Below are 26,014 nucleotides of genomic sequence, written 5' to 3'. Positions count from 1 at the left end.
ATGCCTACTCCATCATCAACAAAAACTACCTTTATGTCACAGGAAAAAAATACCGTCTTAGAATTTGATGCTATCAAACTAAGATTGGCTTCTCCTGAAGACATACACAACTGGTCACACGGTGAGGTTTTGAAACCAGAAACTATAAACTACCGAACGCAAAAACCAGAAAAAGACGGTTTGTTTTGTGAAAAGATTTTTGGACCAACCAAAGACTGGGAGTGTTATTGTGGTAAATATAAAAGAATTCGTTACAAAGGAATTGTTTGTGATAAGTGTGGTGTAGAAGTGACTCGTGCTATTGTTCGTCGTGAAAGAATGGGACACATTGATTTGGCCGCTCCTGTATCTCATATTTGGTTTTTACGTGGTATTCCATCCAAGATCGGTTTGGTTTTGGATTTGAGTATTCAGTCTCTAGAAAAAGTTATTTATTTTGCTAGTTTTATTATTACCAATGTTGATGATGTTGCTCGTAAAGAAACCATAGAACAGATAAAGGGTGAATTAAAAAACAAGCGCAAGCAGATTGATAATGAATTTAATCAAAGAACTCAGGAAGCCAATAATCGTAAAACCAAACTCATCGCTGATGGCCAGCCAAAAGATAAAGTAGAAAAACAGATTGAGCAGGATTTGATGAATTTAAATGTTGCTAAGATTGATAAAATTAAAACCTTGGAAGAAGCCGCTGATGTGGCTCTAAAGGAATTGCGTGAGTTAAGAGAATTGCAAATAATTTCTGAGACTAAATATCAGGAGTTAGCCTTGCGTTATGGTCATGTGTTTGAGGCCAGTATTGGGGCTGAGGCTGTCAGGGAATTACTCAAGAGGATTGATCTAAAAGAACTCTATAATTCTTTGGAAAAAGAAATAGAAGACTCCATAGCGTCTAAGAGAAAAAAACTTATTAGAAGGTCACGACTGGTCAAGAACTTGATTATAAATAAAATTAGACCCGAGTGGATGATTATGACCACTATTCCAGTCATTCCTCCAGATTTGAGACCAATGGTTCAGCTTGATGGTGGGCGTTTTGCTTCATCTGATTTGAATGACTTGTATCGTCGTGTCATCAATAGAAATAATCGTCTAAAAAGACTCAAAGAGCTCAATGCTCCAGAAGTAATTCAAAGAAATGAAAAAAGAATGCTTCAGGAGGCAGTGGATGCTTTGATTGATAATAATGCCCGTCATGGTAAGACAGTTACTGCTTCTACTGGTCAAAAGAGAACTCTCAAGAGTATTGCGGACATGCTAAAAGGTAAGCAAGGACGTTTTAGACAAAATTTGCTTGGTAAACGTGTTGATTATTCTGGACGTAGTGTTATTGTCATTGGTCCGCATTTAAAACTTTATCAGTGTGGTTTGCCAAAGACTATGGCCTTGGAACTTTTTAGACCATTTGTAATTTCTCAACTTATAAAACAAGAATTGGTTCATAATGTCCGTAGTGCCAATCGTTATATTGAGGCTGGGCACCAGGAGGTATGGGCAATTCTGGAAGATATTATCAAAGATGCTCATGTATTATTGAATCGTGCTCCAACCCTTCATCGTTTGGGTATTCAGGCTTTCCAGCCGACTCTTATAGAAGGTAAAGCTATCCAGCTTCATCCTTTAGTTTGTACGGCTTTTAATGCTGACTTTGATGGAGATCAAATGGCTGTTCATGTTCCTTTGACTGAAGAAGCCAAAGAAGAAGCTAGTACTATTATGCTATCATCAAACAACCTACTGAAGCCGGCTACCGGTGATCCAGTAACTGTGCCAAGTCAGGATATTGTTTGGGGATGTTATTATTTGACTTATATTCATCCAGAGTCAAAATTGACCAAGGCTTTTGGTGATGAAGATGAGGCAGAAAAAGCTTTTGCCTTGGGAGTGATTGGTCTTCAGGATGTTATCAAAGTTAGAATTGCCAAAGAAAAGAATCAGATTTTGGAAACATCGGTTGGTAGGATTATATTTAATAGAATACTGCCGGATAAGATGGGTTATGTGAACAAGACACTCGATAAAAAAGGAATGAAAAATATTGTAGCCGATGCTTTTCGTACTTTGCCCCACGACCAGACAGTCAAGCTACTTGATGATATCAAAGAAGTAGCCTTTAAAAATATTACTGCTTCCGGTCTTTCTTGGGGGATGGATGATATTCCAAAATTAAAAATCAAAAAAGAATTGATTGAAGAAGGAGAAAGAAGAGTAGAAGAAATTAAGGAACAATATAATCAAGGACTTTTGACTAATAATGAAAGATATATCAAGGTCATTGAAGTTTGGAATGAAATAAAAAATCGTATTTATGATAGGGTTCAAGAAGTTTTGGATCCAAAAAATTCCGTAGCGTCTATTATTGAGTCAGGCGCTAGAGGATCTTTGTCACAAATGATTCAGATCATGGGCATCAAAGGCTTGGTGATTAATCCAGCTGGTGATATTATCGAATTGCCTATCAAGGCCAACTTTCAAGAGGGTCTGGATGTGCTGGAATACTTTATCTCTACTCATGGTACTAGAAAAGGTCTATCAGATACTGCTCTTCGTACGGCTAATGCCGGATATTTGACTAGGCGTTTGGTGGACGTTTCTCAGGATATGGTAATTTTGGAAGATGATTGTAAAGACAAAGAGGGTTTGGTGATTACTAAAGAAGAAAGTGATGCTATAAACGAGACCTTGGCCGAAAGAGCTACAGGTAGAGTTCTAATAGAAGATATCAAAGACGCTAAAGGTAAAGTAGTTGTCAAAAAAGGCACTTTGGTGGATAAAGAGGCTTCCGAATTAGTAGCCAAAGCCAATCCCGATCAGATAAAAATAAGATCAATATTGACTTGTAAATCTATCCGCGGAGCTTGTAAAAAATGTTATGGTTTTGATTTGGGTTATAATGAGTTAGTCAAACAAGGAACAGCTGTTGGTATTGTGGCTGCTCAAAGTATTGGTGAACCCGGCACACAGCTTACTATGAGAACTTTTCATACTGGCGGTGTAGCCGAAGGAGATATTACTCAAGGTTTGCCTCGTGTAGAGGAGTTATTTGAAGCTAGGCCGCCTAAAAAATCAGCTATCTTGGCGCCACTTTCAGGTGTAGTATATATTGAGGATGATCAAAAACTTATTTCCAAAGATCAGAGAATCATCAAAATCAAACCACAGGAAATCAGAGTAGAAGAATATGAAATTAAAGATAATACCGATCTTAAAGTAAAAGATGGTCAAGAAGTAGAAGTTGATCAGGTCATCATGCTTGATAATAAAGACAAAGTCAGGACTAAGCTAGATGGTGTTATAAAGATTAAAGACAAAACCCTTAAGGTCATTAGTAAAGAAGGAAGTATGCAGGAAGTCATAATACCGGCTGGATATAATCTCTGGATTAAAAATAAGGATCTAGTAGAAGAAGGTCAGCAGATTACCGAAGGAAGCATTGACTTGCAAGAGCTCTATGATCTCAAAGATATGCTCAGTGTTCAAAAATATATTATTAGTGAGATCAAACATATTTATTCTTCACAAGGCCAGAATCTAAATGATAAACACGTTGAGCTTATTGTCAGACAGATGTTTTCTAGAATCTTGGTCAAAGATGTGGGAGATACTGAACTATTGCCAGGTGAGGTGATAACCTATACTCAATTCCAAGAGGCCAATATTAATTCTAAGGGTAAGAAAGCAACTGGAGACACTCTACTTTTGGGCATTACCAAAGCCGCTCTTACCTCAGACTCATTCTTATCAGCAGCGTCTTTCCAAGAAACAGCTAGGGTGCTCATTGATGCGGCAATTTCCGGTAAAGTAGATCATCTAAAGGGTCTAAAGGAGAATGTAATTATTGGTCGCAAGATTCCAGCGGGCACGGGTTTTATAAAATAATAAAAGAATATTTTTTCGCAAAAGCCCCCTATTTTTGGGGGTTTTTGATTTGTTGGGGGGATTTTATTTTATTCTTATATATGGTAAAATATAGGTATTATAAACTGATAATTTTCACCAAAAATGGCTAGAAGAAAAAGACGAGTCTATCAAAATGAAGAAGAGGGTTTTAGTATAAACCCAGAAACTAAAGGGGCTATTTTTACAATACTTATTTTTACAGTAGCCTTTTTAAGTATTTTATCAATTTTTGATTTAGCTGGCGCTTTTGGCCGCTATCTAAATTTTGGCCTATCTTATGCTTTTGGTTGGGCTGATTGGATATTTATTTTGATTTTACTCTGGTTGGGCTATTTGTTGGTTAGAAGTGGTCGTTATGCTATTAAAATATCGGGATATATTGGGTTAGTTTTGATGATGCTGGCTTTTTCCGGCTTATTTCATTTTTTTGTTTCAGAATTTAGCCTAAAAGAAATAATTTCTGCTGGTAAAGGCGGCGGGGCCTTGGGATTTTTTATAGGGCAGACACTTCAAAGCTTTTTAGGTTTTTGGGGTTCAATGGTAATACTTTTTGCACTTTTATTTATTGGAATATTTTTGGCTTTCAACACTTCTTTTAAGGATATGATTGAGAAGGGTAAAGTCTTGGGTATAATAAAAGAAAAATTTTTGCCCGAGGCAGATTTGTCTGAGCAAGAAGAGGAAGAAAATGATGATAAAGAAGAGTTTTCTCCTGATGAAGACATGATAGAAAACAAAGAAGAGTTTTCTCCTGATGAAGAAATGGAAGAGAGTAAAGAAGAGGTGGCCGAAGATTTTGTTGATGAAGAAACGGAAGAAAAGCCTCAAGTCAGAAAGGCTAGGCCCAAGATTGTAGTGCCAATTGAGCTTTTATCAAAATCAAATTCCAAGCCTGATTCCGGAGATATCAACGCTAATATGAATAAGATTCAAAAGACTTTGGAAAATTTTGGGATTGACGTGACAATGGGAGAGGTAAATGTTGGACCAACAGTCACTCAATATACTTTGCGTCCGGCGGAAGGGGTCAGGCTTTCTCAGATGCTTACTTTGCAAAATGATTTGGCCTTGTCTTTGGCGGCTCATCCTTTGCGTATGGAAGCACCTATTCCAGGCAAATCTTTGGTGGGTATAGAAGTACCAAATCAAACTGTCTCTACAGTTAAACTCAGGGAAATTTTAGAAAGCAGCGCTTATAGAAAAAGAAAAAACAGTCTACAGCTGTCTTTGGGTAAAGATGTAGCTGGTAGTGCAATTTTGGCCAACTTAGCTACTATGCCCCATCTTTTGGTAGCCGGCTCTACTGGTAGTGGCAAGTCAGTTTGTATTAATAACATAATATTAAGTTTGATCTATCAAAATTCTCCTGATGAATTAAAATTTATTTTAATTGATCCTAAACGAGTAGAACTTTCATCATACAACAATATACCACATTTACTGACCCCAGTTATCAACGAAACAGATAAAGCTATCAATGCTCTCCGTTGGGTAGTAAAGGAGATGCATGAAAGGTACAAATTACTTCAAGCCGCCGGCAAAAGGAACATTGATAGTTATAATAGTGCCGTTATTGTTAATCGTTTACCTTATATAGTGGTGATTGTTGATGAATTTGCGGCTCTGATGTCTTTGGCAGCCAAAGAAATAGAAGCAGCCGTTGTTTCTTTGGCTCAGATGGCTAGGGCGGTTGGTATACATCTGGTTTTGGCCACCCAAAGACCGTCAGTAGATGTTATTACTGGTCTTATCAAAGCCAATATTACTTCCCGTATTGCTTTTGCCGTAGCCTCGGCCATGGACTCCCGTACTATTATTGATACTTCCGGAGCAGAAAAGCTTTTGGGCAAAGGTGATATGTTGTTTATGACAGCCGAGCTTTCCAAACCTCGCCGTATTCAGGGAGCCTATGTATCCGATGAAGAAATAAACGATGTAGTGGATTTCTTAAAAGATCAGGCTGAGCCAGAGTATAATGATGATGTGACAGAAAAGCCAAGCGGTCATGTGGCTGGTTTTGGTGGTGGCGGAGACTATGAAGATGATTTATCTTTGGAGGCTAAAGAAGTTGTTATAAAAGCCGGCAAGGCTTCAGCTACTTTGCTGCAGAGGAGATTAAGGATTGGCTATGCTAGAGCAGCTAGGCTCTTGGATATATTAGAAGAAATGGGTGTAGTTGGGCCGTCAGAAGGATCTAAGCCTCGTGAGGTTATGGTCTCACAAGAAGATCTGGAGGAGAATTTTGAATCACCGCTTGATGAAGAAGATATTGATGAGGAGGTTGAAGGTGAGACAGATGAGGAAGAAGATGAAGAAAGGGACAGATATTAAACCCTGTAAATTTATATGGCCAGCTTTAGACAAAAGAAAATAAGCCGAGGTCAGACTTTGTCTGACAAATTAAAACAAGCTAGAATCAGCCAAGAGGTTTCTTTGGAGGAAATGAGTCAGGCAACTAAAATACAGATAAAGTATTTGGAGATTTTAGAAGAAGGAGATTACCAAAAGTTGCCGGGCGATATTTATGCCAAAGCATGGCTAAAACTTTATGCCGATTTTTTGTCTTTAGATATTAGCGAGCTTTTGGCAGATTATAAAATAGAGAAATCAGTCAGAGATAAATTAATAAAAGTTTCTAAACCAAATGACTCAAAAAGCATCCCCAATTATAATATTTTGAAACCAAATTTTTTGAAAATTTTATCTATTGGTTTTTTGGTATTAATTCTCTTGGGATATTTGGCTTGGGAGATAAATAATATTGTATCACCACCGCAAGTTATTATTAGCGAGCCAAACAACAATTTTCGTACCAGCGAAAGCAGCGTCTTTATCAAGGGGCAGACAAAGCCGGAAGTTCAGCTAACTATCAATAATGAAACAGTTCTTTTAGATAGTGATGGTAATTTTATCAAAGAAGTAAATCTTGTCAGCGGCTTGAATAATTTGCAAATAAATGCTAAAAAGAAACATAGTAAAATCAATAATTTAGAATTGATAATATTTAGGGATATTATAGACTAGTTTAAAGATTAATAAGTAAGAAAAGCAAGCAAAACAGGCTAGTTTGCTAAACTAAGAAAGGAATTGTGATATGGCTAAAAAAGAAAAAGAAGGCCTAGATCAAGCTACTAAAAACGCTATTGATCAAATAAGATCGCGTTTTGGTGAGGGCTCCATAATGAATTTAGGAGAGGCCAAAGCTATGAATGTAGAGGCGGTTAGCACGGGCTGTTTGTCTTTGGACATTGCTTTGGGAGTTGGTGGAGTGCCGCGCGGCAGGATTATTGAAATTTATGGTCCTGAAGCATCAGGCAAAACCACTTTGGCTCAGCATGTGGTAGCTGAGGTACAAAGATTGGGAGGCGTAGCGGCTTTTGTTGATGCTGAGCACGCTTTGGATCCTGATTATGCCAAAAAAATAGGCGTTGATATTGATAAGTTACTCATTTCTCAGCCAGACACTGGTGAACAGGCTTTGGAAATTGTAGAAACACTAGTTCGCTCGGGTGGTATAGATGTGATAGTTATTGACTCAGTAGCTGCCTTAGTCCCAAAAGCTGAAATAGAGGGAGAAATGGGTGATAGTCATATGGGACTGCAGGCCAGATTGATGAGCCAGGCTTTGAGAAAATTGGCTGGTATTGTGCACAAGAGCAAAACCATTGTCATTTTTATCAATCAAATAAGAATGAAGATTGGTGTATTTTTCGGCAATCCCGAAACTACTACTGGCGGTAATGCTCTAAAATTTTATTCATCTCTTAGGATTGAGGTGCGTCGCAGTGCCCAAATAAAACAGGGTGAGAAGATAATTGGTAACCAAGTCAAGGCCAAAGTAGTAAAAAATAAAGTAGCGGCCCCATTTAAGAGTACAGTTTTTGATATTATGTATAATGAAGGAATATCGGTAGCTGGAGATGTTTTGGATACGGCCTTAGCTTTTGGTATTATTTCAAAATCAGGCAATTCTTATACATATGGAGAAGAAAAATTGGGCGTAGGGCGTGAAAATGCTAAATCGTATTTGAGGGCAAACCCAAAACTTATAAAGGAGATAAAAGATAAGGTTTGGAAAGAATACCGCTCCTCAGAACAATAATTATAATTTGTTTATACAAAAGAGTCTCGTAGCTTGCTAGGGGCTCTTTTTATTAGTATAATTTGATATATGCCTCGTTAGAAATCAAGCTGTTCTATCGGGGATATAATAGATTATTTAATATTTCTAACGGAGCATGTCGATTGCTAATAAGATTTTTCAAAATACCCTGTGGCAGGTTATTATCAGGGCTTTAAATATTTTTATAGGTGTTTTGTCCTTGGCACTTATCACTAGGATATTGGGTCAAGCTGGTTTTGGATATTATACCACTGCTTTTGCTTTTGTTCAGATGTTTATGATTTTGGTGGATCTGGGACTCTACCTTACTTTGCTCAGGGAAATTTCGGCAGCCAAAGAACGTAAAGATGAGAATAGAATTGTAAATAATATTTTTACTATCAGAATAGTTTCGGCTGTTCTGGTTTTGATTTTGATACCCTTGGTTGTTCAATTTTTCCCTTATACTAAAGAAGTAAAAATAGGTGTAACTATTTTTATGTTTTGTTATTTTTTCCAAAGTATAATTTCTACTTTGACCGCGGTTTTTTCCAAAAATTTGGCTATGCCAAAAGTAGCTATTACAGATTTGGTCAATAAAACACTATACGCTTTAGCCTTGATTTATCTTTTTAAAACTTCCGGCAACCTCAATCAAATATTATTTTTTAATGTGATTACACAAGGCACGGCTTTTATTTTACTTTTGGTATTTTTGAAAAAATATGTGAGTCTACAACTGGCTTGGGATTTTGTATATTGGAAGCAGGTATTTCATCGTACTTGGCCACTAGCTATTACAGTGGTATTGAATTTGGTTTATTTCAAGGCTGATACTTTAATTTTATCAGCTTATCACAGCCCAGAAGATGTAGCTATATATGGAGCGCCTTATAGAGTTTTGGAAGTTTTATCTACTTTTCCCCATATGTTTATGAGTCTTATATTGCCCATTTTTACAGCCGCTTGGGTGACTCAGAATAAAGAAAAATTAAAAAATAGTCTACAACATAGTTTTGATTTTTTTAGTATTATTAGTGTGGCTATGATTTTTGTCACCTGGCTTATTAGCAGCCCATTGATGACTCTGTTGGCGGGGCAAGAATTTGTCAAATCTGGGCCAATATTAAATATTTTGATAATAGCGACAGCTGCTATATTTTTTGGAACATTATTTACTTATTTAGTAGTAGCTCTTAATTTGCAAAAGCAGATGGTCAAATATTTTTTGATTACAGCTGGCATAGGAATTTTGGGTTATTTTACCCTTATCCCCCGTTTTTCTTATTGGGGAGCAGCGTATATGACTTTGTTGGTGGAGATTTTGATAGTCGTCTTTGCTTTTGTGGTAGTAAAAAAGAATGTTTCGCTTAATTTAAATTTCAAAGTATTAATAAAAAGTATCATAGCAGCAGTCATTGCTTCTTTTGTAGCTAGCTTGCTAGAGGATAAAAATATTATACTAGTGACAATCCTTGCCGGTTTAATTTATATCTTGGTTTTATTTTTTACTAAAGCAATCAATCAGTCGCTTATTAAAGAAATATTTAATAAAAAATAAATGAGCATTGATTTGCTACTAAATTTTATTTTCACTGCTTCGCTTTTGGTTTTTATTTTCACTGCTTATAAAAAAACTATCTGGGCAATAGCAGCAATAATAACTCTTTTACCTAGTTATTTGTGGCGCTTCAATATTTTGGGAATGCCAACTACTTTTTTGGAATTAATGATTGTTTTGTTATTTATAATTTGGTTGATAAAAGAGAAAAGATATAAAAAGATAAATTTTTTCTTAAAAAGGAAATCCGAAAATCAGGTTCCTTATAAACTTAGGCTACTTTTATCTGTTTGGATTTTAGCTAGCGTCTTAGCTTGGTTGGTAAATCCTACGTATAGTGCTCTTGGACTCTGGCGGGCATATTTTTTGGAGCCAATTATGTTTTTTTTGGTTTTTATCTATACTGTCAAGGATAAAGAAGATATAAAAATTATTATAAATGGGCTAGGCTTACTATTGGCTTGGTTGTTTGTAGTGGCTATGTATCAAAATTTTACAGACTGGAACTATATTGCCGCATATAATTTCCCACACGCAAAAAGACTGACCGCCGTTTTTTCTTATCCTAATGCCTTAGCACTTATTAGCGCTCCTATCTCAATATTCTTCTTATCTCTCTGGCTAATGATAAAAAATAAGGGGCGCAATTGGCATTATTTATTGTTGGGAATTTTGGGAGTTAGTTTATCTTATTTTGCGGTCAGCGAGGGGGCAATGCTGGCTATGCTAGCAGCTATATTTATATGGCTTATATTAGCCAAAAAAACAAGAAAATGGGGTATCTTACTAGCTTGTCTAGCTCTATCAGTAATTATATTATTTTTACCAAATAGTTTTTATCAACTTTTTTCACCAGGTAAAGGACTGGACATTAGCTCATTGGAAATCAGGAGCTGGCAATGGCGAGAGACTCTAGCTATGCTAAAAGATAATTTTGTTTTAGGTAGTGGTCTAAATGGCTATCAAGTGGCTATGAATAATTATCACCGTATAGATTGGATAGAAATATATCTTTATCCTCATAATATATTTTTAAATTTTTGGACAGAAATGGGCCTCCTTGGTTTATTTGGATTTTTAGGATTGTTGGCTTATATATATTATATTTTAAAAAAGATTTTGGCTGATAAAAATATTTTTGCTTGGCCGCTAATCTTGGCCTGGCTTACTTGGTTCATACACGGTTTGGTAGATGTACCCTATTTTAAAAATGATTTAAGCATCTTATTTTTTATACTATTAGCTTTTAGTTTATTTGTTTATAAAAATAAAAAAGATGGCGGATTTGAAAAAATATTTTAGTTATTTGGCTTATCCGACAGTTTTGTCTCTGTTTTTAGTAAACTTAATTCCTATTTTTGGAGTTTTGTTTTTTGGTTGGGATATTTTCACAATATTGATTTTGTATTGGCTAGAAAGTACAGTCGTAGGATTTTTTAATGTTTTGAAAATGCAACATATAAAAGATATTGGTTTGACCAAGAAAAATAGGCAGAGTAAAACAGATAAAATATCTGAGCCGACTAAGATATTTTTTATTGTTTTTTTTATTATTCATTATTCTATGTTTATGTTTGGGCATTTATTTTTTATTGTTACTTTCTTCAAGCCCGATTTGCCAAAGACGACATATACAGACGTGGCTTTTATCACGGTATTTTCTTATTTAAAAACTCTATTTATATCTTTATCTTTTTTATTTTTGAGTCACGCCATATCTTATATTTATAATTTTATAAAAAAACAAGAATATCTAAAGACCACCATAAATAAACAGATGTTTGCCCCATATAAAAGAATAGTAACTATGCATTTGACTATTATTTTTGGGGGATTTTTTGCCACGGCGCTTGGTTTTGGTATGTCAGCAGTTATTATTTTGGTATTTTTGAAGATAGTTATGGATTTTTCCGCTCATATTACTGAACACAAAGGCCTTATTTTAAAGTAAAAACAATTTACATTTAGGTCAAATTTTAGTATAATAAAAGCATTAATCCCGTCAGAAATTCACGATTTTTTGCGGGGAACAAAAAAATAAGATAGTTGTAAATATTTTAGAATAATAACGGGATGAAAAAAAATCAAAAAATCCGAAAAGCTGTAGTTGCTGTAGCTGGATCAGGTACTAGGCTTTTGCCGGCTACCAAAACCATGCCCAAGGAAATGTTGCCAATAGTAGATAAGCCGGTTATTCAGCTAGTAGTTGAAGAATTGGTGGCAGCTGGCATAGAGGACATTATACTTGTGACCAAGTGGGACAAAAAACCTCTTGAGGATCATTTTGATCATTCTTGGGCTCTAGAAAATGAACTGGCCAAAGCCGGAAAAAAAGATAAGCTAGCGGCAGTTAAAAAAATCTCAGAAATGGCCAATTTTGTTTATATAAGACAAAAAGGGCCATATGGTAATGGCACACCAGTTCTTTCGGCAGCTAGCTTGGTTGATGATGAGCCTTTTATGTACGTCTGGGGTGATGATTTAGTAAAATCAAAAATACCTTTTGCCAAGCAAATGGTAGATGATTACAACAAAACCGGACATTTGATGATTGGGGTTCAAGAAGTGCCGCGTGATCAGGTGGATAGATATGGTATTGTCAGTTTGAAAAACACAAAGACAATGCAGCTAAATGACATTATAGAAAAACCATCTATCAAAGATGCTCCTTCTAATCTGGCTGATTTTGGTCGTATGATTTTGAATCAGGACATAGTCGATGTTTTACAAAAAACACGATTGGGAAAAGGCAACGAACTATGGATAGTTGATGCTATCAGAAATTATATAAAATCCGGCGGAAAGTTTTATGCCAAAGAAATAAAAGATGGAGAGTGGCTGACTACTGGGGATCCTTTGAATTTATTGCGCGCCACACTGGAGTACGCCATGGAAAGAAAAGAGCTCAGAGAATTTTTGAAAGATTATTTTAAAAAAGTAAAATGAGAAGGTTTAGAATTTTTACAATTTTATTATTATTTACCCTTGTTTTAAACAGTGGCTTTGGTTGCAAGTGGAATCCTTTTCGATCAGATAAGGAGCTTTACCAGCCGGTTACTTTGGAATACTGGGGTGTTTGGGATACAGAGGCTCAATTGAAAACATTGATTGCAGATTATGAAAAAACCCATCCGACTGTAAAAGTAAATTATAGACGTTTTCGTTATGAAGAATACGAACGCGAGCTTTTGGAAGCTTGGGCTGATGACAGAGGACCGGATATTTTTGCGATTCCAGCCAATTGGATAAAAGCTTATCAACATAGGATAGTAGTTATGCCCTCAGCTCACAAAATTCCAATATATGAAATACAGGGCTCTATAAAATCAGAAACTGTGATAGTGATGCGACAATTTGCCGGCTTGTCTCCTCAAGATATAAAGATTAAGTATGTTCCAGCAGTTTATGACAATATAATAGTTGATGAAAAAATATATGGTTTGCCGTATTCATTAGATACGCTAGTTACTTTTTATAATCTAGACATGATTACCAAAGCAGGTATAGCGGAACCAATTACTGACTTTTTTGATTTAGTGGATCAGACTCCAAAGCTGACTAAAGCAACAGAGGGCAATCAAATAATTCAATCAGCAGTTGCTCTTGGTGGTACTGATAATATACCTAGGTTTTTTGATATTTTTTCTTCTATCATGATGCAAAATGGGGTAAACGCTAAATCAGAGACGGCCTTTTCACCTTTAGACGATAAAGACTCTGCACAGAGACTTGCTCAAGCCTTTGCTTTTTATACAGATTTTGCCAAGCCGGGCAAAGCTAGTTATAGCTGGAATAGTGATTTGGAAAATGCCTTTGAGATGTTTGCTGGTGGCAAACTAGCTTATTTTTTTGGCTATAGTTATCATGCTGATGAATTAAGGCGTAGAAAGACTCAATTTGATTGGGGTATTACAAACTTTCCTCAAACTAGAGGCGCAGAAATTACCAAATATTATGCTAATTTTTGGGTTAATGTGGTTGCCAAAAAATCAAAAAATCAGGATGCAGCCTGGAATTTTGTCCAGACAACAGCTTCAGAGGATTTGGTATCAAAATATTTAACTGAAAATAAAAAGCCAACAGCTTTACGTTCTTTGATTGACAAGCAGATTGCTAATTATGATACTTCAATATTTGCTTCTCAGGTTTTGACTGCTGATACTTGGTATAGAGGTTACAATATTAATCTGGCTGAACAATACTTAGGAGATTTTATTGACAAGCTTTTATCAGGAGAATATGTTTTGGATGATAAAAACGCAAGCCTAGGTTTATTGGTTGGTCAGATAAATCAAACATATAAAGAACCGCAATGATAAAATTTTTTGTTAGCTTAATTTTTTTAACTAGTCCTCTAATAGCCAGGGCGGGATTTTTGGATGGATTAGGATGTATAGAATATGGAAATTGTGGCCTTGAAGATATTGCTACAGGTTTTCTTTTGTTGATCAAGTTGATGTTGGGGGCTATGGGAGCGGTAGCTTTGGTCTATTTTGTTTATGGAGGTGTTCAATGGTTGATATCATCCGGTAATGCTGAGAGAGTAAAAAAAGGCAAAGATATAATGACAAACACTATTTTTGCTATTATTGTTGCTTTTGGCGGCTATCTAATTTTGGATTTTTTTGTTAATCAGGTTTTAAATGTTAAAGAACCATATCGTATCACTACAATTTCTTGCCAAGGAAAGGGGCCTGGATCTCCATGTGGAGAGCCAGGGAGTTTAATGGTGTGCTCGGGGACGTTTTCGCAAGCAGAGTTAGTAGTTTATAATGAAATTTGTATATCACAATGTGTTTATGCTGGTCTAAAAAATAATTATAAAACAGCTTGTTTGCCAGAAAATTATAATCCGCAAGATTATAATGGTGCTTATGCTGTCTCTGGTTGTACGTCATGCTGTCCAGGTGAACAGGTTTGTGCTACCGATGGTTCTAAAATATACTAACCTTAGTATTTTATATATTCAACAAATATTAAAAATTAGATATGAAAAAAATAGTTTTATTTTCGTTGTTACTATTACCACTATCAGCTAAAGCAGCAGTAGAAGTACCAAATCCATTAAGTGCTGACAGTATTCCAGAATTAGCTGGACAAATGATCAGAGGCCTACTTGGTATATCGGGTGCTTTGGCTTTATTTTTTCTAGTCTGGGGTGGCATTTTGTGGATGACTTCATCTGGTAACTCTGAGAGAGTAAAAAAAGGCAAGGATAGTATTGTTTGGGCCATATTAGGTTTGGTAGTAATATTTTTAAGTTATATTGTCATAAACTTTGTGTTTGACATTTTACGGGGCACTACTTAAAAGTATTGACAAATCGTTGAAAAAAAAGCTATTTTAGTATATACTTTAAGTAATATTTTTCTAAAATAGAAAGGGGGTGAAAAAATGAAAAAATTCTTGATTTCTTTACTAGCATTTTTCCCAGCAGTGGCATCAGCTTCAGATGATCAATGGGGTATTAATGATTTTACCTCTACCAATATTGCTTTGGGTTCAAAACCCTTAAGAGATACTATTGGTGGAGTAGTAAATATTGTGCTAGGTTTTTTGGGCATTTTAGCTACTTTGATTATTTTGTTGGGTGGATTCAAATGGATGACTTCTCAGGGTAATACTGAAAAAGTTGACGAAGCTAAAAAGCTTATCGGTGCGGGTATTGTCGGTTTGGTTATAATTTTGACCGCTTATGCGATATCTAGATTCGTATTGCAGTCACTTTATAATGAGACCATATAACGACCTATGTAGTCTAGACTATAGTGGGTCATTTATCATGATGACCTACTAAAGCTTATATTGCATATGAAATCTATAAAAAATACAATTTTCTTATTAGTTGCATTACTGCCTTTGGCAGTATCAGCTTCTGATTATGCCGCTCAAACCGGATTGGAAGAAGCGGCTAATGCCAGCAATCTTATAAAAGGTGTCAGCCCTCAACAAATGATAGCCAGAATTATAAACGCGTTACTTTCTCTTTTGGGCATGCTTTTTACGGTTTTGATTATTTGGGGAGGATTTAAGTGGATGACTTCCCAAGGAAACTCCCAACAAGTTGATGAAGCTAAAAGCATTATAAAAAACTCAGTGATTGGTCTAGTAATAGTTGTCATGGCTTATGCAATTGCCAGTTTTGTTTTGAGAGCTCTAGCTGATAATGCTGGTACTGGTACCGGTGGTGGTGAAGCTACTGGTTAGTGTAAAATATTTATATAAAAAAATTCCCCCGCCTTGTTCTGTGTTGCAGAACAAGGCGGGGGTTTTTAGTACTCGGCCCAATGCCGTCTTTCCCGCCAGAAGCGCGGAATTTCATCGGCACCGATGATGCGTTTGGCGCCGATATAAATGGGTTGACCGTTCTGGTCAGTCCACAAGGCATTGCGTCGCCGGTCAATAATCAACGGCTTGTCGGAACTTACTTGTCCCAGCTTTACCGGTGCGGCTGCTTCGTACTTGAGTCTGATGACAGGCTCAACCCAGAAGTTGTAGGGTCCGGAGAGTACCAGTAGCCTCCAGGCTTGCCCATGTTTTATCACGAAGTCGTTGCCGCGATTGTCGTAGTAGTGCAAGTCAACACCCGTCATGTTCTTGACAGCCATCTCTTGGAGGGCATCGCCCATAAGCATGGCATCGGTGACAATCAGTGTATCGGTCGGCATGGTGGCCAGACCGGGCAGCTCGAACTCGATCATCTCTTCGGTAGTGCCCAGGACATCCTGACAACCCTTGCACCAGAAGTAGGCGCGAAATTTGTCGCTGGTGTAGCTCTGGTGTATTTCCAGAGATCCAGAGTAGCCAGGGTCAATCTGGTAGTAGGGGTCGGTCCAAGACCAGGCGTCTTTGCCCTCCAGAGTGAAGAAGATTGTGTAACTGGAGAGGTTGTAAACCGCCTGCTGAAAGGGTTGCTTGTCGAGCTGGATGTATTCCTTGCTTTGGCGATCGTAGCCGTACCACTTTTTGCCGGGAGTAGTACAGCCAGAGACTAGGGCAGCCACCAGCGCCAACAAAATGGCGCAGAACAGCAGTTTTTTCATGACTTGTCCTTTCGAAAGGGAACAAAGGTTAAAGCCCTAGTAAGGGCATTGTTGACCATCATATTTTTATATCATAATATAGCTATTTTGTCAATCTTAATAAAGATAAAAATGTGATTATTTATGATATAATATATTTATGTATAAAGTTTTAAAAAGATATATTGATAGCAAAGCAGCTATTTTTTTGACTGGTTTTATTATTTTATATATTTTATTATTCTCTTTTTTGAGTTTAAAAAAATATTATAATTTTGCTTATAATGTTTTTGATTTGGCGATTTTTAACCAAGTATTTTTTAATACCTTACAGGGGCGTTGGTTTGATCTGACTATCAATCTAAACAATTACTTGGCAGATCATTTTGCTTTGGCTATTATTTTTTTAATTCCTTTTTATGCCATACACCCCGGTCCGGAAATATTACTGGTCATTCAGAGTTTTATTCTTGCCCTTTGCGCCTGGCCAATTTATTTGATTGCCGAATTGGCTATAGGAAAGAAACATTTAGCTTTATTTATATCTTTGCTTTGGCTCATCAATCCTTTTGTCCATAATGCTAATCTTTTTGAATTTCATATGTTGCCTTTGGCAATATTTTTTATATTTTTTGCTTTTTATTTTTATTATAAGAAATTTTTTGGGCTGTTTATATTGTTTATGATTTTATCTTTATTAGTAAGAGAAGATATTGCCTTGATGCTTTTGGGATTTTTGCCTTTGGCTATTTTAGATAAGCGTAGTCTCAAGTGGAAAATGGCTGCATTTTTTGTACCAATTTTATATTTTATTTTAGCAATGTTGGCTATTGGTCATATAGCCGATGGCCAAGGGTATAAGTTTGTAGTTTATTATAGTTGGATAATAGAAGCCTGGAAAAATCCCTGGACCTGGCTGCTAGAAGTTTTTGCTCATATTTTTACTATACAAAATATAGGAAGCATTTTCGTTTTATTGATAACCTTATTTTTTATTCCAATTTTAAAACCAAAATATTTTTGGTTGGCTTTTGTGCCTCTGATTCAATTTGTATTAGCAGCCCAAGGCTTTAATTCTATAGTCTATTCTCTACACTATGTTTTGGTTTTTTTGCCGGCCATTTTTATTGCTTTTATTTTTTCAGTCAGGTTACTTTTGGAAAAAAAAATTTTTTTGGCTAGCAATTTTATTTATAAAAATAAAGATATTTTTGTAGGTATGTTTTTGGTAGCCGTAGTCTATTTTTCCATATTTTTATCTCCCGTCAAAGATGTCCTAGCTGCAAATTTTGATAAAAATATCAATAATGTACGTTATGATATGTTAAAGACTGTTGGTCGTGATAGTAGTGTGATTGCTAGTTTAAATCTTTTACCCCAACTAAGCCAAAGACAGGTAGTCTATCCATTTAGCTACGCTTATATCGGCCGTAGTCAATTTTATATAAATAGCTTTGACTGGCCCTTGGTGGATTATATAATACTTGACTATGGAGAATCTATAGATATTTTGCAAGATTCCAAGTGGCTATTGGCCAAAGATAAGGTAGAGATAAATTTGCCAGAGCCTTTTCGAAAGAAGCTAGAAAATTATAATTTAGTGGAAGTAAAAGCCAATATATTATTGTGGCAAAAACGGGATATTAATCCTCAGCTAGAAAATAAAATACTGTATCAGACAGGCCAAAAGAGCTCAAAAACACAGGGACAATTAGTTTTTAAAAAATCAGAATTTATTCAGGATAAGGGAAAGAAATTAGCCTTAACTTTTAAACCAACAAATCTAAATAAACAATATTATATAATACGTTTTTATACAGACGATGATAGCTATGACCTGCCTATTGACTATGGATTATTTCCGGACAGTCAATGGCAGGACAGAGAGATGATATTTTTTTATTATCTAGAAGATCGTATAAAATCTTTTCAGATATTTGCTTTTGACGGTGTAAGTGTTCTAGACAAAAAGAGGTCGTCCTTCTTTGATATGAAGACCGAAGCACTTAGTAAAATAATATACCTAGATTTATAGATTTATTTTATAGATTGAACTATCGTTATCGTTGAACATAAGCTCTACATCTTTATCTCGGGAAAGATTATCAATAAAGGCCTGATGGCCGTTTTTATCTACAAAAATATAATTAGCACCAAAATAATTTTTTATTTGTTTGGCCACAGAAAATTTAGTTTCACCGTTTGTAATATCTCGGTATGTTTTGTGTAGCTGGCTATTATAATTTTCCATAAAAGTTGGGTCTAGGCCTATCAAATAATAATTGTGGTCATTGTGATAGAATAAAACAGGCCATTCATCCCAATCACTGTGAAAAACTATAGAATCAGGTGGGGTATTCTCAGCTAGCCAGTTGGTGGCAGGCAAAAATTTGTCCATTGTCCAGCTATCGGATAATTTTACATTTAAAATACGGTCATAGATAGAGGGCATTACCATAGTAAAAAAGACCATGGCAACTACTGATAAATATATTTTTAAGTTAAGACCAAGTTTTTCCCAGATAGATATAACTTTGTCCAATTTTATAAAATCTTTTAAGTCAGTAATTGAGCTAGCGGTAAATAGTAAAGCAAAGGGCATATAATATTCTACATATCGCCTAGATTTTATAGTTAGTATCATAAAACCAAAAACTAATATAAAACTAAACCAACTAAGTCGCGAGGCTTTCTTTACATTAAAAAATAAGGTCAGAAAAGATAGGCAGGCTAGGACAAAAACATGAGGAGCTGATGATATGATATTCATTATACTGGTACCATACCACTCTCCGCCCACGACAAAATTTTGTCCCTGATTTATCAATCCGATCTGGATGACTTGTTGATAATAGAAGTAAAGGTTCTGTGGCCAATATGGATTAATGATTACACCCAAGGCTAATCCAGTCAGTAGAGCTGTAGATATTTTTAGGGTTTTGTGCTTACTGTCTGTTTCAAAAAAATGAATAGCTTTATCCCAAAATATTTTGACTCTATTACTATGAATGCGCGTGTATATTTTTTCACTTACTATATAAGTAATTAATATCAAGATAGCCAAAGGCCAGCCACCATATAACCAGACAAAGAGCCAACTCAAAAGCATACTCAACCATATTTTTTTGTTGAACAGGGCATAGATTAAAAGCCATATTATGAGCAGCGATAGACTATTTGCTTTGACCAAAGATATCCTAAAGTTAAGTCCATTTAAAGTAAGAAAGGCCAAAGCAAAAGCTATTGGCCAGATAATTTTCATTCTTTTTAGTAGCCAATAAAAAGTCATGACCATCAAAACGGCAAAAACAACCGTGGCGATTTTTACACCCACCAGGGGGTTGGGTATATAAGTAAATGGAGCCAGTAATATATGATAGAGTAGATGATGGTCAGTAAATGAATCACGTAGTGTGGAAAATTGCATCCAAGGCAAGGATTGTATAAAATGACCCTGTCTTAACCAAATGGCCAGTTTGGCGTGATAAAATCCGTCTGGATCCCCTATAAAATTATTCCATTGTATCCAGGAGTAATAGACAGACATTAGGATAAATAGAAATAGATAATCAATTTTCCAAGCGGTTATTTTTTTCATTAATTTAGTCATAGCTATATTTTACCCCGCGTCATTTTTTCCGTCAAAAAATGACGCGGGTAGTAGTAATTATGTAAAACAAAAATCCCCGCCAGGCACGGACGCGGGGATTCTTGATCAATGGTGATATTAGTAGCTTATTATTTATTTGCTTTTCCGTCAAGTGGAAAAAATGACTTAATTTGTCTGTGTTATTTACCATTGATTTTTTACTTTAAAATTGGTAAGATAATACAAGAAAAAGGGCTAATTTTTATTTTTTATGAGTGGACACAGCAAGTGGGCGACAACTAAGAGAGCTAAGGAGACTAAGGATGCCAAAAGGAGTAATCTTTTTACTAAGCTTTCCAAAAATATTAGCGTAGCGGCTAGAGCTGGTGCTGACCCAGACAGCAATTTTAAGCTAAGGATGGCCATTGATAAGGCCAAGGCTTATTCTATGCCAAAAGAAAATATAGAAAGAGCGGTCAAAAAAGGCAGCGGTGATGGTGAGGGTGCCCAGATTGAGAGTTTGTTGTATGAAGGTTTTGGACCAGGAGGAGTAGCCTTGATAATAGAAGTATTAACTGACAATAAAAATAGGACTGTATCAAATATAAAGCACATTTTATCCAAACACGGAGGTAATTTGGGTAGCAGTGGTAGTGTCCAATGGATGTTTGAGATAAAAGGGGAAATAATTTTGGATAAAGAAAAGTTGAGCGAGGAAGAAGAACTCAAGGTGATAGAAGCTGGTGCAGAAGATATTGTGGTAGAGGATAAAGTAAAGGTTATTTGTCCCATTGATGATTTGGAAAATGTCAAAAATAAACTCCAGACGAATTTTTTTACAATACAGTCGTCAGACATGGTATATCTAGCCAAAGAAAAAATAGACCCAGAAGACGATGAAAAACTCATCAAGTTATTTGATGATTTAGACGATGATGATGATGTAAACAATATTTATACTAACGCAAGTATCTAATGGCTCAGGTTGAAAAAATTATTTTAGGGCTTGATCCAGGAATTGCTGATACGGGATTTGGGGTGATTTCAAAAAATGGCAATCAGCTAAAATTTTTGACTACGGGTAGCATCCAGACAGATAAAAGAAAAAAATTACCTGAACGCTTGGATGATATTTATAAAGAAGTCTCAAAATTAATAAAAAAGTATAAGCCGGATATAATAGCCGTAGAAAAATTATATTTTGCCAAAAATGCCAAGACAGCGTTAGATGTTGGCCAGGCCAGAGGAGTATTGATGTTGGCTATTTATCAAAATAAAAGAGAAATATTGGAGTTTACCCCTTTGCAGGTAAAACAAGCCGTTTGCTCAAATGGCAGTGCCAGCAAACAGCAAGTAGGGTTGATGGTCAAAACTATTTTAAGCTTAAGTGCAGTACCGCGTTCCGATGATGCTGCCGATGCTTTGGCTATTGCTATCTGCGCTTCATTTTTTAATAAAAAATTAGCCTAATGTCTAAAAGCTTAAAAATTGTATCAATTGCTTCAGAAGTTGATCCATATTCCAAGACAGGTGGATTGGCCGATGTTGCTAGGTCACTGCCCAAATCACTTTTTCGTTTGGGTCATGATGTTATTATAATTACCCCATTTTATAAAAAGATAATAGATAGAGAAAAGTATAAACTGGAAAAAATATATAATGATGTCAATCTTTATATTGATAAAGAAAATGAACTAAAGGTTAGCTATTATCGTACTGAGCTTTTGCCCGGTTTGAAAGTTTATTTTGTCAGGAATGACAAATATTTTTCCAGACGTAGCACTGTCTATGGATCCAATCATGAAAATACTCGTTTTTATCTTTTCCAAGTTGCAGCCCTCAAGCTTATTTCTCTTTTAAAATTCAAAGCAGATATTATACATTGTCATGATTGGCAGACAGGACTGATCCCACTTTTAAAAAATACTAGATTCAAAAAAAGTCAGACTTTGGTCAATGCCGCTACAGTCTATACTATTCATAATTTGGTATTTCAGCTTGGTATGAATTGGTGGGAAGTACCACTAAAGCATAAAGATAACGGCAAGGGAGCCTTGCCTTTGTTTAATGACCCTGATATTGAATACATAAATTTTGCCAAAAGAGGTATATTAAGCGCCGATGTCATCAATACGGTTTCAGAAACTTATGCAGAAGAAATATTAAATAAAAATTTTGGCCAAGATTTGCATAGGATTCTCACCAACCGAAAGCACAAGCTATATGGTGTGGTAAATGGCATTGATAATAAAGAATTCAATCCAAAAAACGACAAGAGTATTTTTAAAAATTATGATCATCGCAATATAAAAAGAAAGAAAGAAAATAAAAAATTTGTCCAAAAGCTTTTTAAGTTGCCAATTAATGAAGAGATCCCTTTACTGTGTACTACTTCACGCGTAGCTTTTCAAAAAGGTTTTGATTTATTGATAAAAATAATACCTCAGTTGATGCATTTTGATATGCAACTAGTGGTAATTGGTAGTGGCGATAAGGATTTTATCAAAGAGCTTAAAAAAGTAGCCAAAAAATATCCGGAAAAGCTGGCTGTAATTCCCTCTCATGAAAAGAATCAAAAATACGAGACACAGGTTTACGCTGGAGCAGACATGCTTCTTTTGCCATCTCATCATGAGCCATGCGGTATTAATCAGATGAAGAGCTTTCGTTATGGTTGTGTGCCGATTGTCAGGTCTACGGGCGGTTTGAGTGATACAGTGGATAATTTTGAACCAGAGACAAATACTGGCAATGGTTTTACTTTCAAAAATTATAATGCCAATGAGTTTTTGGTGGCAATCACTAGAGCTCTTGAAACATACAAGTACAAAAAAGTCTGGCGAGATTTGGTCTGTCGTGGTATGAAACCATCTTTTTCTTGGGACTTGCCGGCTAGACGTTATGAGGATTTGTACAAAGAAGCAATAAAATTTAAGAAAAAAAATATCAAATAAATCCAACGCCTTCTTGGTGTTGGGAAGTGGATTTATGAATAAAATTAATAATAAAAAGTTGCCGGGTAAAATAAATTGGGTAAATTTTCTCCATATTTATCAACCACCCTGGCAAGATAAAGGTATTTTAGAGCAAGTGTCTAATGAAAGCTATGAGTATTTGCTTTCTTTGTTTGAAAAATATTCAAAATTCAAAGCTAGTTTGAATATTTCTGGTAATTTGGTGGAGCAGTTGGAAGACGCCCATCCTGATATTTTAAAACGTCTGCAAGCTTTGGTAAAAAATAATCAAATTGAGCTGACTGGTAGTTCAAAATATCATGCTCTTTTGCCAATGTTGTCAGAAAAAGAAATAAGAAGACAGATTGAACTGAACAAACAAATACTTTCTCAGTATTTTGATAAAAAAAAGATTAAAGGTTTTTATATGCCAGAAATGGCTTACTCTGATACGGTGGCTAAAGTAGTAAAAAAACAAGGATTTGAGTGGATTATTTTGGATCCGATTTGCTACAAAGCTAAAGTAGATAATAATTTTCTTTATATACATCATAAGACAGGCTTAAAGGTTGTTTTTAGAGATAGGCAAATATCAAAAAGCTACCCAGCTGAAATAATTTTTCATAAATTAAATAATCTAGAAAAAGGCACTATTATTACGGGTACAGATGGAGAAATATATGGGCACTTTCATCAGGATTGGCAGGGACATATTGAAAAAATAATGGCCAACAAAAATTTGAGAGTAGAAACCGTTGGTCAGTATTTAAAAAAATTAAAAGAAAAGAAAAGGATAGAGCTCAGAGCGGGCTCTTGGGAGAGTAGTGAGGAGGAGTTGAAAAAGAAAAATCCTTATGCTTTGTGGAATAGTCCAAAAAATAAAATACATAAGTCATTGTGGAGTCTGGTTGATTTGGCTACTGAGCTGGTAAATAAATATAAAAAAGACAAAAATTGGAATTGGGCCAGAAGACATTTAGACAGAGGACAATCATCTTGTACTTTTTGGTGGGCATCAGCTCAGAGACCGTCTGATTTTTCTCCACTGACCTGGAACCCAGATATGATAGACAATGGATCAGAGGAGCTTATTAAGGCTGTCAGATCCCTATCTAAGGCTAGTTATCAGGAAAAGATACGGGCAGAAAAAATTTATATTGATATAAAAAAGAATACTTGGCTGGATCACTGGCGTAAGTATCATAAATAATACTTTAGAGTAGTAAAGATATGAAAAGAAGAGCATTATCAGAAAAATCCAAGGCAAAAATTGCCAGATTAGTGGATCATGATTTTGTCGAAGGAATATTTAGGCAGCACTTACCAAAATATTATCCTGATTTCAAAACAATGTTGAGTATCAGTTCAGATCCTTATAAAAGACATCTGGGGGTAACTAGCGCAGTTTTTGTGGTAGAGTTCAAAATAAAATATTTGGATAAACATGGCAAAACGAAAAATTTAGATATTTTCGCCTCAGCGCATTCTGACGGATCTAGAAAAGGAGCCTACCAAAAAACAAAGGCTTTGTACAAGCATGGGTTTGATAAAGGCCAATTTCGAGTGACTAAACCTTTGTTTTTCTTGTCAGAACAAAAAGCATTTTTTTATGAGTCATCACCAGGTAGAAGTTTTTTTTATTTTTTTACTGAAAATCCTAAAGCTGATTTATCTCATTCGCTCAAACTCATTGCTGGTTGGGCTAAAAAACTCCACCAGACAGAATTTAAGGCAAATTTTAAATGGCCGATTTTTGATATTTATGACATGGTACCATCACCAAATCATTTTGTGGGCGATTTTTTATTGACTGACAAGCGTCAGGGCAAGCTGGTTGATAAGCTGGTAAAGGATATGGCCAAAACAAAAAAAGCCTATGATAAAACCATAAAAAAGACAATTATTTATGGAGATTACCACCCAGAAAATGTAGTGATAAAGAGTTTAGAGGCCAAGGATTTGGAGATGATAGATTTTACTGATATTGCTTTGGGAGATCCAATGATGGACTTGGGTACTTTTTTGCAGCAGCTGGATTTTATGGGGCATAATTTTTTGTCCCGTAAGGAAATGAATGAATATAAAAAATATTTTGTAGAAAGTTATTTTGAGCAGGATTTTGAGCAGATTGATATACAATTTATAAATCGTATCAATCTATATCAGAGTTGGACGGCTCTTCGTACGGCGGTATTTCTTTTTTATATGAAAGATATTGAAAATCCGATTGATGATTTGTTGGAGGATTCAATAAATCATTTGAAGCTGGCCAGAGAAAACAATAGAAATATTAATTTGTATCACCATGGATAAACCAAAACATAATATAATATTTGAGGGACCAGAATTGGCCGGCAAAAGCTATCTGATGAGCCGGGTTTACAATTTTTTGGAGCCAAAGTATAACAGTGGCGGTAAAATATTAGATGGTTGTCATTGGTTTAATTGTGATGTCGGATTGTATGGTACCCGTTTTGGTAAAAGTGTTATACTTAAGTACCTAGAGCTTTTGGAAGAAATAAATAATACCAATGTAATGGTAGAAAAATTCCATCTGACAGAAGCGGTCTATCAAAAAATATATAATAATCAGGATTTTGATTTTTCAGATATTGAAAAAAGATTAGAAAATATAAAGGCCAAGATTGTTTTAGTTACTTTTGATGAAGATCAAGATTTGATAAAAAAGAGATTGACCGACAGACTTAATCTTTATCCTCATTATAATAAAATTGCTCAAAAGCCAATAGATTATATTAGGCAACAGCAGGCTTATATGGAAATAATCAAAAAAAGCCGATTGGAATACCTGATTGTAAATGCTTCAGTCTTACCTGATGATAAATTGACGGAGAAAATACTAAAATTTTTAAAAGAAAAATAAAA

At 35.5% G+C, this 26,014-nt stretch carries 22 protein-coding genes; 20 read left to right on the top strand and 2 right to left on the bottom strand.

The genetic code is table 11. The features are described from left to right. The 13 genes from rpoC to KKH39_00870 all read left to right on the top strand — a co-directional run bounded on the left by rpoC (position 1) and on the right by KKH39_00870 (position 15,770). A complete protein-coding gene (gene rpoC, locus KKH39_00930) occupies positions 1-3,879 on the top strand; it encodes a DNA-directed RNA polymerase subunit beta' (protein MBU1202598.1) in 3,879 nt (1,292 codons plus the stop codon). Positions 3,880-4,002: 123 nt separating this feature from the next. Then, the gene (locus KKH39_00925; protein ID MBU1202597.1) at positions 4,003-6,231 is read left to right on the top strand and encodes a DNA translocase FtsK; all 2,229 of its coding nucleotides are present in this window, start codon (positions 4,003-4,005) and stop codon (positions 6,229-6,231) included. A gap of 15 nt (positions 6,232-6,246) precedes the next feature. Beyond that, positions 6,247-6,924: a helix-turn-helix domain-containing protein gene (locus KKH39_00920; protein ID MBU1202596.1), complete on the top strand. Its 678-nt coding sequence runs from the start codon at positions 6,247-6,249 to the stop codon at positions 6,922-6,924. A 70-nt stretch (positions 6,925-6,994) separates the two neighbouring features. After that, on the top strand, positions 6,995-8,002 hold the full coding sequence (gene recA / locus KKH39_00915; GenBank protein MBU1202595.1) for a recombinase RecA: 1,008 nt from the start codon (positions 6,995-6,997) through the stop codon (positions 8,000-8,002). 136 nt (positions 8,003-8,138) lie between these two features. Then, a complete protein-coding gene (locus tag KKH39_00910; GenBank protein MBU1202594.1) occupies positions 8,139-9,563 on the top strand; it encodes a flippase in 1,425 nt (474 codons plus the stop codon). Continuing rightward, positions 9,564-10,865 (top strand): O-antigen ligase family protein, encoded by a 1,302-nt coding sequence (locus tag KKH39_00905; protein MBU1202593.1) that lies wholly within the window; start codon positions 9,564-9,566, stop codon positions 10,863-10,865. It abuts the gene before it with no gap. Then, complete coding sequence (locus KKH39_00900; GenBank protein MBU1202592.1) at positions 10,840-11,514, top strand: hypothetical protein; 675 nt, start codon at positions 10,840-10,842, stop codon at positions 11,512-11,514. The genes KKH39_00905 and KKH39_00900 overlap by 26 nt, the downstream gene beginning before the upstream one ends. Before the next feature lie 122 nt (positions 11,515-11,636). Next, positions 11,637-12,509, top strand: a complete 873-nt coding sequence (locus tag KKH39_00895; protein ID MBU1202591.1) for a UTP--glucose-1-phosphate uridylyltransferase — start codon at positions 11,637-11,639, stop codon at positions 12,507-12,509. Continuing rightward, on the top strand, positions 12,506-13,879 hold the full coding sequence (locus KKH39_00890) for an extracellular solute-binding protein (GenBank protein ID MBU1202590.1): 1,374 nt from the start codon (positions 12,506-12,508) through the stop codon (positions 13,877-13,879). Before KKH39_00895 ends, KKH39_00890 begins: the two co-directional genes overlap by 4 nt. Then, on the top strand, positions 13,876-14,511 hold the full coding sequence (locus tag KKH39_00885) for a pilin (protein MBU1202589.1): 636 nt from the start codon (positions 13,876-13,878) through the stop codon (positions 14,509-14,511). The genes KKH39_00890 and KKH39_00885 overlap by 4 nt, the downstream gene beginning before the upstream one ends. A gap of 41 nt (positions 14,512-14,552) precedes the next feature. Then, entirely contained in the window at positions 14,553-14,873 is a 321-nt protein-coding gene (locus KKH39_00880; GenBank protein ID MBU1202588.1) for a pilin, read from the top strand. A gap of 84 nt (positions 14,874-14,957) precedes the next feature. Further along, positions 14,958-15,308 (top strand): pilin, encoded by a 351-nt coding sequence (locus KKH39_00875; protein MBU1202587.1) that lies wholly within the window; start codon positions 14,958-14,960, stop codon positions 15,306-15,308. A 66-nt stretch (positions 15,309-15,374) separates the two neighbouring features. Then, positions 15,375-15,770 (top strand): pilin, encoded by a 396-nt coding sequence (locus KKH39_00870; protein MBU1202586.1) that lies wholly within the window; start codon positions 15,375-15,377, stop codon positions 15,768-15,770. A gap of 65 nt (positions 15,771-15,835) precedes the next feature. On the opposite strand, the gene KKH39_00865 is transcribed toward KKH39_00870, so the two are convergent. Further along, complete coding sequence (locus KKH39_00865) at positions 15,836-16,606, bottom strand: hypothetical protein (protein MBU1202585.1); 771 nt, start codon at positions 16,604-16,606, stop codon at positions 15,836-15,838. Positions 16,607-16,745: 139 nt separating this feature from the next. On the opposite strand from KKH39_00865, the gene KKH39_00860 reads away from it, so the two are divergent. Continuing rightward, a complete protein-coding gene (locus KKH39_00860) occupies positions 16,746-18,620 on the top strand; it encodes a DUF2079 domain-containing protein (protein MBU1202584.1) in 1,875 nt (624 codons plus the stop codon). Here KKH39_00860 and KKH39_00855 read toward each other — a convergent pair. Continuing rightward, positions 18,615-20,183 (bottom strand): hypothetical protein, encoded by a 1,569-nt coding sequence (locus tag KKH39_00855; GenBank protein ID MBU1202583.1) that lies wholly within the window; start codon positions 20,181-20,183, stop codon positions 18,615-18,617. The genes KKH39_00860 and KKH39_00855 overlap by 6 nt on opposite strands. 262 nt (positions 20,184-20,445) lie before the next feature. Here KKH39_00855 and KKH39_00850 point away from each other — a divergent pair, with 262 nt between their 5' ends. From KKH39_00850 to KKH39_00825, 6 genes are read left to right on the top strand one after another with little or no spacing between them, the layout of a single operon-like run. Continuing rightward, positions 20,446-21,150, top strand: a complete 705-nt coding sequence (locus KKH39_00850; GenBank protein ID MBU1202582.1) for a YebC/PmpR family DNA-binding transcriptional regulator — start codon at positions 20,446-20,448, stop codon at positions 21,148-21,150. Continuing rightward, positions 21,150-21,644, top strand: a complete 495-nt coding sequence (ruvC, locus tag KKH39_00845) for a crossover junction endodeoxyribonuclease RuvC (GenBank protein ID MBU1202581.1) — start codon at positions 21,150-21,152, stop codon at positions 21,642-21,644. The genes KKH39_00850 and ruvC overlap by 1 nt, the downstream gene beginning before the upstream one ends. Further along, the gene (locus KKH39_00840) at positions 21,644-23,128 is read left to right on the top strand and encodes a glycogen synthase (protein MBU1202580.1); all 1,485 of its coding nucleotides are present in this window, start codon (positions 21,644-21,646) and stop codon (positions 23,126-23,128) included. The genes ruvC and KKH39_00840 overlap by 1 nt, the downstream gene beginning before the upstream one ends. A 34-nt stretch (positions 23,129-23,162) precedes the next feature. Then, on the top strand, positions 23,163-24,338 hold the full coding sequence (locus KKH39_00835) for a polysaccharide deacetylase family protein (protein ID MBU1202579.1): 1,176 nt from the start codon (positions 23,163-23,165) through the stop codon (positions 24,336-24,338). 20 nt (positions 24,339-24,358) lie between these two features. Beyond that, positions 24,359-25,441: an aminoglycoside phosphotransferase family protein gene (locus KKH39_00830; protein ID MBU1202578.1), complete on the top strand. Its 1,083-nt coding sequence runs from the start codon at positions 24,359-24,361 to the stop codon at positions 25,439-25,441. Next, entirely contained in the window at positions 25,434-26,012 is a 579-nt protein-coding gene (locus KKH39_00825; GenBank protein ID MBU1202577.1) for a hypothetical protein, read from the top strand. The genes KKH39_00830 and KKH39_00825 overlap by 8 nt, the downstream gene beginning before the upstream one ends. Positions 26,013-26,014 lie beyond the last annotated feature (2 nt).

This window comes from Patescibacteria group bacterium (assembly GCA_018819405.1).
In the GTDB taxonomy this organism is placed as follows: domain Bacteria; phylum Patescibacteriota; class Patescibacteriia; order UBA1558; family GWA2-36-10; genus XYD1-37-29.
Note: the sequence above shows the minus strand (reverse complement) of the source record. Positions and strands in the feature narration are given on the sequence as shown.